The following is a 14,108-nucleotide window of genomic DNA, read 5'->3' as shown; positions in this document are numbered from 1 at the left end:
GAGTTGTAGTAAAGTTGTCTTTGATTTTATAAAGTTTTTGGGAGCATCCCCAAATATAGATGAAAAAATAATTCTTTTAGCCATGTTATAGTATTAGTATTTACCGAAGTTTCTTCCAAATTCAATAGCGTTATTGTGGATGTTGTTGACGTATTAGTTTTGTTGATATATGCCGCAGTAGGGCAGCAATTGTAATTGGACGTAAAAGGACGCGGAGGAGTAGCAGCTTCCTTTTGAAAAAAGGAGGGAAATATGATGGAGGATATTCTTGAATTCATAAGGAAATACGTAATTAAACCTATTATTAGTTTAATAAGATACCTTGTAATAGAGATTATAATTGAGGGTATAATAGAAGGCGTAATAAACGGTATAAGGAAATTACGTGATAAGTGGCGAAATTGGCGTGAAAGACGTTATTGGCGGTAGTGTAGCTGAGAAGCGTGCGAAACAAAAACGTTATACAGAAGTTTAATGAAATGATAGAAATCGACCCGCATTTAGAATCTGTACTCGTTCCAATTGGTGATGGAATGACAATTTCTAAAGTGAAGAAATAATTATTATCTTACAAAAGTGTAATGTTCATGTCATGTTTTTGAATTTCTTCTTTAAGCTCTGGGCTTTAAGATAAGAATATAAGAAAAAACATATGAGGTGAAGGAAATGAAAAGATACATTGCACTATTTAGTATTTTAGTTGTATTCGCAAGCTTGTTAGTTGGTTGTGATTTAAACCGTATGGGTAAAGATGAGTACTACGTTCAAATTACAGTAGATGGAAAAGAAGTTCATAGTAAAGCTGATAATGGTCAAAAATTTAAAGATTATGAGTATAAGCTAACTGGCTTTGATAAAGACGGTAAAGAGAAAGAATTAGAATTTACAGCTCAAAAAAATCTTCGTAAAGAAGCATTCCTACGCGTATATCACTCAGATAAAAAAGGTGTATCAGCTTGGGAAGAAGTAAAGAAAGACGAGCTTCCAGCGAAAGTGAAAGAAAAATTAGGCGTGAAATAAGACAGATAGAAAAGGAATTGACGAACAGGGTCAATTCCTTTTTTTGTTTTCAAATTCTTCTTCTGAAATGACTTTAAATCCGTGTCTTTTAAATAAAGCAGTAGTTACCCCGTAACCAGTTTGCTTATTGCCATTAAATTCACCAGTGTAAATCGTAGAACTGCCACAAGATGGACTACGTTCCTTTAAAATAATATATTCTGGGTGTAAATTTTTAATTTGTTCTAATGCTTTATAAGCACCATTTACGAAAGCTTCTGTGACATCTTCACCATCTTTGGTCATCACTTTCGCTTTTCCGTCCAAAACGTCGTCGCCATTCCCGCCAATAATTTCAGCAGAAGGACGAGGTGTTGGCAGTCCTCCTAATACTTCAGGACAAATGAGGACTGTATCTTCTTTTTGTAGTAGCTCCTCTATTTTTGAAACGAGATTGTCATTTCCGTCATATCGACAAGCTATACCACCTAAACAAGCGCTAATTACGATCATATTTTCATCTCCATTAAAAAAATATTAAATTCCACGCCAAATTCTCTTCCTGCCTCTTACTTATAAATGAGGTGATATAAATGGGAAGCTTATATAATTTAATGAAACCATACAGTGAATTTCGAAGTAAAGAAGAGTTTAATACATATCAAAAACAAGTTTTGAAACATTATCGATTTCAATTAAATAAAACGGATGCTACCATTATTCATTTTTTAGGAAAGTATGCAGTGAATGAGAAACAGAAAACAGTGGGGGTTGCTTGTCCATTAATGGAGACGATTGCTACAAATGTTGGAAAGAGTATTCGTACAGTACGCCGCTCTATTGCAAAGTTAGAGGAACTAGGAATTATAAAGCGTGTTGCGACAAAAGAAAGACATAGGCGCGGCGGATATAGTGCGAACTTATATGTATTTCTTATATCTGCAATTGACCGCATGGATGACCGTATGAAAATGTCCGCATGTGAAAGTGAGGATTATACAGCTGGCTGTAGCGGAAAGGAGCAAAAAAGCGAAAGGGAAACAATTCTTTCTAAAAACATTCTACAAATAAAAGAGAAAAGAAAAATAACGTACGAGCTTGATGAGACGTATTGCCGTCATGATATACCGAAGCCTTTTATATACGCACTTCTGCCGATGACGAGTAATCCGAAGAAGATTAATATATTTTGGAGTAAGGTGGAACTTGCATATAAAAAGAGTGGATTACTAGAGCAAGGTGTTTTACTGGAGCAAATATTAGCTGATGAAGAAGTGTATGGGAATTTCATTTGGCGCGTGAAAAGTGTTGTGAGGGCGTATAAATACGGGGAAATCCGTAAAAATGTGAAGGCACTTTTATATAGTACAGTGCGAGATTTATTTTTAGAGATTGGATTAGAATGGGGAGCAGCTGTGAGAAGAAGTAAGGGGATAGCGTTATTTGATCCATTTAAAAAAGAGCCATGCGTATAATACATGACTCCAAGTAGCTAGTCGAACTTTCTTACAACTGGAACACGAATCGCTACAAATAGTACGAAGACGATAACAGCTATTGCACCACTTTTCATAACGGTTACGATTGGAATTCCTATTGCAAGTGCAATGGATGTGAATGCATAAGAGAGCGGGATAAAGCCCATTGATGATAGCATAAGTAAACTCATTACGCGTCCCATCATTTCTTCTTTGACTGTCGATTGAATCATTGCCATAAGCGGTACAATCGCCATTGCGATTGTAATACCGTAAAACATGCCAGCTAATAGTGCTTGCCAAAGTACGGTACTAAAGTTGATGGCTAAGAAGAATATACCAGACAATAGCATCATGATAATACAAAATAGACCGCGTCTACGATTAATATTTTTTAAACCGACAATGACAGCACCGATTGCCATTCCGCCGCCTACAGATGCTTCTAAGTAACTAAACTGGAGCGAATCACCATGCAGCACGTTTTTAACAAAAAGCGGGAAACCAACTTGCATCGGGCCGATTAAAAATAAGTTTAAAAAGGCGCTACAAATAAGGAAAGTTGAAAGGAATGGCGATTCCTTTACATATAAGATTCCTTCTTTAATGGAAGTGAACATACCTTTATCTGTATCTTTTTGTTCTGGCATCGTAAATTGTATTTTTTGAACGAGTATGGCCGCGACAATCAGTAATAAAATCGTAATGGAAAAGATTGTCTCATAGTTCGTAAATTTAATGAGAATTCCGCCAAGTACAGGGCCTAAGATGACCGATGCTTGGTTCGTCATTTGTGTAAGTGAATTCGCTTGTGTTAACCGGCTTTTTTCTACCAATTCCGGTAAGATAGATCCATCTGCTGACCAGAAGAAAGCATCAGCAAGTCCAAAGAATAAAGCGAATAAAGCAAATGTATATAGCGTTACATCACCAACGATAAACCATGTGAGAATGGTTGCGACAAGAATCGCTCGAATGATATTGGAGTAAAACATAATATTTTTTTTCGGGAATTTATCAGCTACAGCGCCGCCGACAATCATAAAAATAAGCCTTGGAACACTAAGGGCTACGAAAACAACACCGAGTGAAGCTTCAAGGTTTAATGTTTTTGCTATGTACCACGTTTGTGAAAAAGTAAAAAAGGCTAAAGCAAAGCTTGAAAAAAGAGTAGCTGCCCAAAGAAAAAGGAAATTCGTATTTTTTAATAACGGTTTTCCGCTTCCTTCTAAAGCAGTTTTATTTTGTTGTAGTTCCTCCATATTGCTTCCTTTCTATGTGACAAATTTAAACTAAAAAACAAGTAAACGCCCGATTGGTGAGGGCTAATACTTAATGGGAGATGCCCCCACTGATTATAGTTTCACTTTATACAGTTTCTAATATTTCTATACTGCACTTTCTCATTGTAGACAATAATAATGAATTTGCCCAGTAGCTATTTAACGACAAAAAAAGATGCCGAATGGGCATCTTTTTTTAGGCTAACGCAATATAAATATCCAATTGTGCATGATTTGGGTCTAATGCTCTTTCGTCGTAAAGCTCGAAGTCTGTTGTGAAGGCACGTTTATTTTCTTTCGACCATTGCCAAATATATTCCCAAGCTTCGCAAACGACTTCAGCAACTGGTCCCTTTCTCGTTGTAAATACCGCATATGTAGCAGCAGGTATTGTTAAAGTTGTCATATTTTCAGGAACGTCTTCTAATGAAGAAACGGTCGTACCGATTGTAAATGTATATGTACCAGTTTCATCTGATTCATAGTTGGAGTAGAATGCGAATGTTTCTTTCGTTTTTTGATTTGGGATGTGATGCATCATTTGTTCTTGAAAGTATCGGTTCCAGAGCTCGGGAATTTTCCCTTCAGTAGATGCCTCTATTTCGTTAGTCGTCGTAATCGAAACGCCGATTGCTTGGAAAGCTTCTTTTTTTACGATAATGGGTTCGTTTATCATTACAAATTCCTCTTTTAAAATAAGAACATATATTCTCTTATAATATAACATATTTTTACATGTAACGGTTATTGTTTTTTGAAAATTTTAATCATAAATAACAAACTGAAATGACTAAAAATGGTAAAATTTCTATTGTATGTATGAATAGATTAAGAGATATGTTAAGCTTTTTATGTATCCTTAAACTGTTATATAAACCTATACAATAGGGCATTTTTTACTATGTTAAAAAATGGTGAAGGTTTGTATAAGTGTCCGATATATATATATGCTATTTTTGATAAATTAAAATAGTAATATTCTATGAGATTTATATTGTTGACATTGGGATTTCAACGATACATTTTCGTAGGTCGGATTGTTGCGAGTGGATATATATTGCTATGTATACGGCTACGAAATTAAGTAGACGGATAGCAAGTATATAGAAAGGAGAAAGGTAGAAAATATGAAGCAAGTATTGAAGTGTTTTAATGTCGTAACGATGATCACACTTCTCCTATCCATCATATTGCCTTCACCCAGTGCTTTTGCTACAGAGATAAATAAAAAAAGCTGGGATGAGCTACAAGGAAATGATGTGAAAATTAAGGCAGAGCAAGTAAATGCTGAAATATATAAGGGAGAAGTAGCAGAGAGGGAGCACGTATTTCAATATACGATTGAAAATACGGGAGCTACACCAATTCAAGAATTGGTGCTTAAACAAAATAATGAAAATGAAATTACGTTCCCTTCGCAATCTGTGAAAGTAAACGGAGAGAAGTTACCTGAAAATAAGGTAGCGGATTTCTATGTAGAGGAAAAAGATAAGGGAGGAAAGGTTCTTTCTTCTAATCTTAAAATTAAAGATTTAAAATCACATGAAAAAATGACTGTGTTAATAAAAGCTCGTCGTGCACAACATTTTAATAATGAGTATAAGCAAAAAATTAGTGTGCAAAAGGATCAACTACAAATAGGGAACATGTCTGTAGATGTTGAGGGAATCCCTTCTGAAGAAAAGGTAGCAGCTAATGCCGATGAGGAGGCTGACAGTAGTAAGAAAGAAGTTGGCCCATCAGCTAATAATACAATTAAAAAAGTTGATGAAAAGCTAAAAGTATCTGTAGAAGATAAAAATAACCCTACATCAAAAACAGAACCACCAAAACAACCAGTAACCGAAGCTGAGAAACTAGAAAAAGAAGCGGAAAATCAGAGCGATGCAAAAGTACAAGCTGCATCAGAGAATGCTTCGAAGGTTCAAATGCAAACAGGGGATAAGCAAGGATTTGGAGATCCACTGTATTCTACAATTACTGCTGGTAATTTAGTACAGACTGGTAATGTAACACTTGGTTTGACGACCGATCATTATGGCAGACAAAGTATGGGTTATAAAACGAATAAAATGACTGTGGACGTTGATAACGATGATAGTACTTTTAATTCGTCAACAGGTGCATTTCCTAATATTCCTGCCGGAAGTAAAGTGAAAAAGGCTTACTTATTCTGGACAGCAGCAATGGGGTTACCAGGAAATATTGCTGATAGAAAGGTTACCGAGGATCAAGTAAGGCAACCAGTCAAAATGAAAATGGGAAATAAAGAATATGCAGATGTAACTGCTGATAGCATACGAAAAGCGGATAGCTTACCTTTTATTTCTAATTACTCGGGTGCTGGTGCTGGTTATGTTGCATATGCGGATGTAACAAATGTAATTGCGCAGCAAGGGATTTCTCAAACTTTGACAGTTGCAAATGTGCCACAAATTAAAGATGTAACAGGTGGCGGCTATTACTGGGGTAACTGGAATCTTATATTAGTTTATGAAAACTATAAAGAAACAGTAAAAGACATGAAGATTTGGGAAGGGCTAGTCTCTCAAAAAAGTACAGCCTGGACAGATATTAGTGTTAATAAAATAAATACACCCAAAGAAGGTACTTTTAAGGCGAAATTTAGTTATTTTTCATCGCAAGGTGATCCAGCTGAGAAAGATGGATATGCATATGATTATGGAGAATATGATTTTGGTGCTGGATATATAAAGATAAAAAATATTAACGGTAAAGATAATGATGCGAATGATTCGTCTATGACAGAAGTACAAGTAGACGGTACTAACGAGTTTGTTACGAAAAAATATCCAGGATATAATCCGGATTGGACGAATTCATTCAGTACTGACATTCATACGTATCATCTTGAAGGACCGAATCAAGTAAAAAATGATTTAAAAGAAGCAAAAATGCGTTTTAGAGCAAATAGTGGCTATGGTGATATTTACGTATTAAATAACGCTACATTTGTTACAGAACATAATGCTCCAAACTTACAAGTTGATAAAAAGGCGTTAGATAGTGCCGGAAAAGAAATTAAGGACATTAAAGCTGGTGAAGAGTTTACGTATCAAATTGAAGTGAAAAATGATACGAAAAATAACCAAGCACCTGTATCTAATGTAAAAGGTTTTGATAAATTAGATGATCGTTTAGAGTATGTTCCGGAATCTATACAATATATTTCTGGAAGTAATAAAGGAAATAAAACAGATAATGCAAGCGATGATGAAGCAGAGTTTGTAAATAATCAAATTGATTTCCGTATGGGTGAAGGGGCAGATGCTAAAGACGGCGGTGTTTTAAAACCTGGTGAGAGTGCTATTATTACATTTAAAGTAAAAGTGAAAGCTTCTGTACAATCAGATACAACAATAAAAAATATCGTTGCGGTAAAGGGAAAAGATAGTACCGAGGTAAATTATGAAACTGCAGATGATGCAAATGTTACGGTTACGCTTCCAAAAGAAGTTCCGGGAGAAATAGAGGCGAGAAAAATAGCTTCTAATAAAACACCGAAGTTAGGTGATGAAGTAGAGTATCGTATTACATTTAAAAATACGGTAAAAGATGGACGTCTAGATGTATTGACAATTGAAGACGAATTACCAAGTAGTCTTGAATACGTGAAAGATAGCTTGAAAGCAGAAGGTGCAAAACCAGAGCCAGTAGAGCTGAAGTTTGAAAATGGTAAAGTAATTGCAAAGTATCCAGAAATTATGGATATGGAAGAAAGAAGTATCGTCTTTAAAACAAAAGTAAAAGAAACTGCAAAAATTGGTGAAGAAATTGTTAATAAAGCAACCGTTAGTGATAAAACAAATCCACCAAAGGATTTAGAAGAGAAGATTACACCACAGCATAAGTCCGGTAAAATTGCTGCAAAGAAAAAAGCAACAAATAAAAAGCCGAAGCTAGGAGAAGAAATTGAATATCAAATTAGCTTCCAAAATACGGTGGAAAACGGAAAACTAGATGCAGTTACAATAGAAGATGAAATTCCAGCTAACTTAGAATTTGTTCAAGGCAGTGAGAGAGCTGAAGGTGCTGAACCAAATCCAGTAGAGTTAAAAGTAGAAAATGGTAAGGTAATCGCAAAATATCCAGAGATTACGGATACAAAAGAGCGAAGCATTGCCTTTAAAGTGAAAGTAAAAGAAGAGGCAAAAGCCGGAGAAACGATCGTTAATAAAGCGGTTGTGAGTGAGCCGAATGGACAAACTGAGCATCCAGAAGAAAAGATTACGCCGGATTATAAATACGGTAAAGTGGATGTTGAAAAAAGCGTAACGAATCAAACACCAAAACTAGGAGAAGAAGTGGAATACCGAATTACATTTTATAATACGGTAGAAAACGGAAAACTAGAAAAGGTGCTAGTAGAAGATACACTACCTAAAGGTGTTGAATACGTGAAAGATAGTTTGAAAGCTGAAGGTATAAAACCAGAGCCAGTAGAACTAAAAGTGGAAGACGGCAAAGTAATGGCAAAGTATCCAGAAATTACGGATACAGAAAAAAGAAGTATTGTTTTTAAAGTGAAAGTAAAAGATTCGGCAAAAGTAGGGGAGGCAATCGTAAATAAAGCAATTGCAAAAGATCCGAAAAATGAGCCTGTTGAATCAAAGGTTGTTATTACACCGCAAAGTAAAAAAGGTGAAATTGCTGCTACAAAGGTAGTTAATAATAAGAAGCCAAAGTTAGGCGAAGAAATCGAGTACCGTATTAGTTTTCATAATACGGTTGAGAACGGAAAACTTGAAGAGGTGCGAGTAGAAGATACAATTCCAAAAGGTCTTGAATATGTAGAAAATAGCATCAAGGCCGAAGGAGAAGCACCTGGACCAGTAGAATTAGCTGTTGAAAATGGGATAGTCAAAGCTAAGTATATCGATATTATGGATATGAAAGAAAGAAGTATCGTCTTTAAAGTAAAGGTGAAGGAAGAAGCAAAAGTAGATAAAGAGATTGTCAATAAAGCAATTGTTGATGATACGAAAAATCCACCGATTGAGCCGGAGGAAAGAATTACTCCGCAACATAAGGATGGAATAATTGATTCGAAGAAGACAGTAGATAATCCATCACCAAAACTAGGAGAAGAAGTAGAATACCGAATTAGCTTTAAGAACACGGTAGAAAACGGAGAACTAGAAAAGGTAATAATAGAGGATACAATTCCTAACGGTTTAGAGTATGTAAAAGGCAGTGAAAAGGCTGAAGGTGATAAACCAGCTCCATTAAAGTTAAGTGTGAAAGATGGAAAAGTCATTGCTGAATACGAAAATATTACGGATATGAAAGAAAGAAGTATTGTCTTTAAGGTAAAGGTGAAGGAAGAAGCGGAAGTAGGTAAGGAAATCATCAATAAGGCAATTGTGGATGATATGAAACATCCGAAAGAACCAGAAGCAAAAATCACACCATTACACAAAGATGGAAAAATTAAAGCGAAGAAAAGCGTAAATAATGAAACACCGAAGTTAGGAGAAGAAGTAGAATACCGAATTAGTATGAAAAACACGGTTAAGTACGGAAAGCTAACAGACGTGATAATAGAGGATACTTTACCAGAAGGTTTAGAGTATGTAGAAAATAGTTTGAAAGCAGAAGGTATCGGAACAGATTCAGTAGAGCTGAAATTTGAAAACGGTAAGGTAATGGCAAAATATCCAGAAATTATGGATACAGAAGAAAGAAGTATCGTTTTTAAAGTGAAAGTAAAAGAAGGAGTAACAGTCGGTAAAAAAATCATTAATAAAGCAACTATTGATGATTCGCAAAATAAGCCAGTTAATCCGACTGCGGAAATTATTCCTCAGTATAAAGATGGAAAACTTGAAGCGAAAAAGATGGTAAATAATGAAACGCCGAAGTTAGGAGAAGAAGTGGAATACCGAATCAGCTTTAAAAATACGGTAGAACATGGAAAGCTAACAGAGGTAAAGATAGAAGATGATTTACCAAATGGATTAGAGTATGTGAAAGATAGTGTAAAAGTAGAAGGTTCTAAGCCAGATCCAGTGGAATTGAAATTTGAAAACGGTAAGGTAATGGCAAAGTATCCTGAGATTACAGATACAAAAGAGAGAAGTATTACCTTTAAAGTGAAAGTAAAAGGTAAAGTGAGCGATTCAATTGTTAATGAAGCGATTGTGAGCGATACGAAACATCCGCCAGAAACACCGACAGCAGAAATTATTCCGCAACATAAAGACGGAAAAGTGAAAGCGAAGAAGACGGTAAATAATGAAACGCCGAAGTTAGGAGAAGAAGTAGAATACCGAATTAGTTTTAAAAACACGGTAGAAGACGGAAAACTAGCAGAGGTGAAAATAGAAGATACTTTACCCGAAGGTTTAGAGTACGTAGAAAACAGTGTGAAAGCAGAAGGTTCTAAGCCGGATCCAGTAGAATTGAAATTTGAAAACGGCAAGGTAATGGCAAAGTATCTAGAAATTGCGGATACAAAAGAAAGAAGTATTATTTTTAAAGTGAAAGTAAAAGAAGAGGCAGAAATAGGCAAGGAGATTGTTAATAAAGCAATCGTAGTAGATACAAAAAATGAGCCAGAAGAGCCTCGTGTGGAAATTACTCCGCAATATAAAGATGGTAAAATTGCTGCGCAGAAAGTAGCAAATAATCATAAACCGAAACTAGGAGAAGAAGTAGAATACCGAATTAGTTTTAAAAACACGGTAGAAAACGGAAAACTAGTAGAGGTAAATATAAAGGATACATTACCAAATGGTTTAGAGTATGTAGAAGGCAGCATCACAGCAGAAGGTTCTAAACCGAAACCAGTAGAGCTACAGGTGAAAAATAATAAGGTAATGGCAAAGTATCCAGAAATTACAGATACAGAGGAAAGAAGTATTGTCTTTAAAGCGAAGGTAAAAGAAAGCGTAAAAGTGGGAGAAGAAATCGTAAATGAGGCAATTATAGATGATACAAAGAATCTGCCAGAAGAGCCTTATGTAACGATTACACCACAATATAAAGATGGGAAAATTGAGGCAAGAAAAGAAGTAAGTAATCATGAACCGAAGTTAGGTGAGGAAATCGAATATCGAATTATTTTTAATAATACGGTGAAAGATGGAAAACTAGCAGAGGTAAAAATAGAAGATGAAATTCCAGCTGGATTAGAGTTTGTAGAAGGAAGCGAAAAGGCTGAAGGTGAAGAGCCAAAACCAGTGGAGTTGAAAGTAGAAAATGGTAAGGTAATGGCAAAGTATTCAGAGATTATGGATACGAAAGAAAGAAGTATCGTCTTTAAAGTGAAGGTGAAAGATTCAGTTGCAATAGGTAAAGACATCACAAATAAAGCGATTATCCATGTTGATGATCCGAACCATCCAGTAATTGATCCGACAGCAAAAATTACACCGCAATATAAAGACGGTAAAATTGCTACTCATAAAAAGGTGAATAATCATAAACCGAAGCTAGGGGAAGAAATCGAATACCGAATTTCATTTAATAATACGGTGAAAGATGGAAAACTGGCAGAGGTGAAAATTGAGGATGAAATTCCGTCTGGTTTAGAGTATGTGAAAGATAGTCTAAAAGCAGAAGGTGATAAGCCAGCACCAGTAGAGTTGAAAGAAGAAGCTGGTAAGGTTAGTGCGAAGTATGAAAATATCACTGACATGAAAGAAAGAAGCATTATCTTTAAAGTGAAGGTGAAAGATTCTGTTGAAGTGGACAAAGCAATTGTAAATAAAGCAATTGTTGATGATACAAAAAATCCACCAGAGCGACCAGAAGTAGAAATTACCCCGCAGCATAAAGACGGTAAAGTTAAAGCTGATAAAAAGGTAAATAAAAAAGATCCAAAGCTAGGAGAAGAAGTAGAGTACCGAATTAGTTTTAAAAATACGGTAGAAAACGGAAAACTAGCAGAAGTGAAAATTGAGGATCAATTACCAACTGGTTTAGAGTATGTGAAGGATAGTTTAAAATCAGAAGGTAATGAGCCAGCGCCAGTAGAGTTAAAAGAAGAAGCTGGGAAAATTACAGCGAAGTATGAAAATATTATTGATACAGCTGAGCGTAGTATTATCTTTAAAGTGAAAGTAACGGAAGTAGCAAAAGTCGGTAAGAAAATCGTGAATACGGCAATTGTGGATGATGACAATCCGAAGAATCCGCCGCAAAAACCAGAAGCGATTATTACGCCGGAGTATAAGGACGGAAAACTAAAAGCTGAGAAAACAGTAAATAATCCAGCTCCAAAATTAGGAGAAGAAGTAGAGTATCGAATTACTTTCCGTAACGTAGTAGAGCATGGAAAAGTAGCGAAGGTGAAGATTAAGGATGAATTACCAACTGGCTTAGAGTTTGTAGAAGGTAGTGAAAGAGCCGAGGGAGAGAATCCGAAACCGTTGTATGTGAAAGTGAAAAACGGAATCGTCCTTGCGGAATATCCAGAAATTACGGATATGAAAGAAAGAAGTATCGTCTTTAAAGTGAAAGTGAAAGAAAAAGCTAAAGTAGGCGAAGAGATTGTGAACAAGGCGATTGTGGAAGATACAATAAATCCACCAGAGCAACCGAATATCTCTATTCAGCCTCAATATAAAGATGGTGCATTACAAGCAGAAAAAACAGTAAGTAATCATGAACCAAAGTTAGGAGAAGAAGTAGAATATCGAATTAGCTTTGAAAATACGGTAGAGAACGGAAAACTAACTGAGGTAAAGGTAGAAGATGAAATTCCAGCCGGTTTAGAATACGTAAAAGATAGTATAAAGTCTGATGGGCCGGAACCATATCCGGTGGAACTTAAAGTAGAGAATGGAAAAGTAACAGCAAAGTATCCAGAAATTACGGATACGAAAAAAAGAAGTATCATCTTTAAAGTGAGAGTACAAGAGACGGTACAAGTAGGAAAAGAGATTGTAAACAAGGCGATTGTTGATGATAATAATCCGACGACTCCGCCAGTTGAGTCACTTATACCAATCACACCGCAATATAAAGATGGGAAACTAGAGGCAAGGAAAGAAGTAAGTAATCATGAACCAAAGCTAGGGGAAGAAATTGAATATCGAATTACTTTTAACGGCACAGTAGATGGCGGGAAGTTAGTTGATGTAAAGATTGAAGATGAAATTCCGTCTGGTTTAGAGTATGTGAAAGATAGTCTGGAGGCCGTAGGTGATAAGCCTGTGCCTACAGAACTTAAAGTAGAGAATGGAAAAGTAACAGTGAAGTATCCAGAAATTACGGATACGAAAGAAAGAAGTGTCATCTTTAAAGTAAAGGTAAAAGAAACAGCAAAAGTTGGAGGAGAAATAACAAATAAAGCGATTATTGAAGTGGATGATCCGAAACATCCAGTTATAGAACCGACAGCGAAAATAAAGCCAGAATATAAAGATGGTAAGTTAACAGCAGCGAAGACAGTAAGTAATAAAGAGCCAAAGCTAGGAGAAGAAGTAGAATACCGAATTAGCTTCAAAAATACGGTGGAAAACGGAAAACTAGATGTAGTTACAATAGAAGATGAAATTCCAGCCGGTTTAGAATACGTGCAAGGTAGTATTAGATTTGAAGGGGCTGAGCCAAATCCAATAGAGTTAAAAATGGAGTTTGGAAAAGTAATCGCCAAGTATCTAGAAATTACAGATACGAAAGAACGTAGTATTATTTTTAAAGCGAAGGTAAAAGAAGCGCCGAGTAAAGGGATAACAAATAAAGCAGTAGTGGACGATAAAATAAATCCGCCACTTGAGCCTACAGTTACAATTTTACCGAAAACAAAAGAAGATTTTAAGATACCAGAAGATCCGAAAGAACCGAAGGAGCCAGAAGTGAAACCGGAAGATCCGAAAGAGCCGAAGGAGCCAGAAGTGAAACCGGAGGATCCGAAAGAACCGAAGGAGCCAGAAGTGAAACCAGAAGATCCGAAAGAGCCGAAGGAGCCAGAAGTGAAACCGGAAGAACCGAAAGAACCGAAGGAGCCAGAAGTGAAACCGGAAGAACCGAAAGAACCGAAGGAGCCAGAAGTGAAACCGGAAGATCCGAAAGAACCGAAGGAGCCAGAAGTGAAACCGGAAGATCCGAAAGAACCGAAGGAGCCAGAAGTGAAACCAGAAGAACCGAAAGAACCGAAGGAGCCAGAAGTGAAACCGGAAGTAAGATTGGAAAAATTAATTAAAGAGCCGCAAGTAAAAACAGAAAGAGAATTACCGAAAACAGGGGCAGCGTCTCCATGGATGATGTCAGTTGGTGCTGGAATTTCATTCTTAGTTGGCGGAGTATTATTCGTATTAGGTAGAAGAAGAAAACAATAATTTTTTCAGACGAAAAGCACACTGAGTTCGATAGTTTATCG

6 protein-coding genes and 1 pseudogene are annotated in these 14,108 nt (G+C 36.2%); 4 read left to right on the top strand and 3 right to left on the bottom strand.

Going from position 1 to position 14,108, the window contains the following annotated elements; translation table 11 throughout:
• The first annotated feature begins 385 nt into the window (after nt 1-385).
• Nucleotides 386-560: pseudogene (locus tag C3Y97_RS25010) on the top strand (methyltransferase).
• A gap of 106 nt (nt 561-666) precedes the next feature.
• Nucleotides 667-1,020 carry a YxeA family protein gene (locus C3Y97_RS25005; RefSeq protein ID WP_000833148.1) on the top strand — a complete coding sequence of 118 codons (354 nt, stop codon included), beginning with the start codon at nt 667-669 and terminating at the stop codon, nt 1,018-1,020.
• Between the two features lie 30 nt (nt 1,021-1,050).
• Here the strand turns inward: C3Y97_RS25005 and C3Y97_RS25000 are convergent, their stop codons facing one another.
• The gene (locus C3Y97_RS25000) at nt 1,051-1,512 is read right to left on the bottom strand and encodes a 2-thiouracil desulfurase family protein (RefSeq protein WP_000635488.1); all 462 of its coding nucleotides are present in this window, start codon (nt 1,510-1,512) and stop codon (nt 1,051-1,053) included.
• A gap of 80 nt (nt 1,513-1,592) precedes the next feature.
• Here C3Y97_RS25000 and C3Y97_RS24995 point away from each other — a divergent pair, with 80 nt between their 5' ends.
• Nucleotides 1,593-2,474: a helix-turn-helix domain-containing protein gene (locus C3Y97_RS24995; protein WP_000535271.1), complete on the top strand. Its 882-nt coding sequence runs from the start codon at nt 1,593-1,595 to the stop codon at nt 2,472-2,474.
• A 17-nt stretch (nt 2,475-2,491) separates the two neighbouring features.
• Here the strand turns inward: C3Y97_RS24995 and C3Y97_RS24990 are convergent, their stop codons facing one another.
• Both C3Y97_RS24990 and C3Y97_RS24985 read right to left on the bottom strand, forming a co-directional pair.
• Complete coding sequence (locus tag C3Y97_RS24990; protein ID WP_000391944.1) at nt 2,492-3,739, bottom strand: MFS transporter; 1,248 nt, start codon at nt 3,737-3,739, stop codon at nt 2,492-2,494.
• Between the two features lie 217 nt (nt 3,740-3,956).
• Entirely contained in the window at nt 3,957-4,436 is a 480-nt protein-coding gene (locus C3Y97_RS24985; protein ID WP_000606657.1) for a GyrI-like domain-containing protein, read from the bottom strand.
• A 451-nt stretch (nt 4,437-4,887) separates the two neighbouring features.
• On the opposite strand from C3Y97_RS24985, the gene C3Y97_RS24980 reads away from it, so the two are divergent.
• Nucleotides 4,888-14,067 (top strand): isopeptide-forming domain-containing fimbrial protein, encoded by a 9,180-nt coding sequence (locus tag C3Y97_RS24980; RefSeq protein ID WP_136363691.1) that lies wholly within the window; start codon nt 4,888-4,890, stop codon nt 14,065-14,067.
• The last annotated feature ends 41 nt before the right edge of the window (nt 14,068-14,108 follow it).

The organism is Bacillus sp. DU-106, from assembly GCF_004799705.1.
GTDB classification, from domain to species: domain Bacteria; phylum Bacillota; class Bacilli; order Bacillales; family Bacillaceae_G; genus Bacillus_A; species Bacillus_A cereus.
Note: the sequence above shows the minus strand (reverse complement) of the source record. Positions and strands in the feature narration are given on the sequence as shown.

Bases quoted from the DNA above. Each gene is read 5' to 3' on its own strand.
- C3Y97_RS25005 (WP_000833148.1), top strand. From the start codon at position 667: ATGAAAAGATACATTGCACTATTTAGTATTTTAGTTGTATTCGCAAGC.
- C3Y97_RS25000 (WP_000635488.1), bottom strand. From the start codon at position 1,512: ATGATCGTAATTAGCGCTTGTTTAGGTGGTATAGCTTGTCGATATGAC.
- C3Y97_RS24995 (WP_000535271.1), top strand. From the start codon at position 1,593: ATGGGAAGCTTATATAATTTAATGAAACCATACAGTGAATTTCGAAGT.
- C3Y97_RS24990 (WP_000391944.1), bottom strand. From the start codon at position 3,739: ATGGAGGAACTACAACAAAATAAAACTGCTTTAGAAGGAAGCGGAAAA.
- C3Y97_RS24985 (WP_000606657.1), bottom strand. From the start codon at position 4,436: ATGATAAACGAACCCATTATCGTAAAAAAAGAAGCTTTCCAAGCAATC.
- C3Y97_RS24980 (WP_136363691.1), top strand. From the start codon at position 4,888: ATGAAGCAAGTATTGAAGTGTTTTAATGTCGTAACGATGATCACACTT.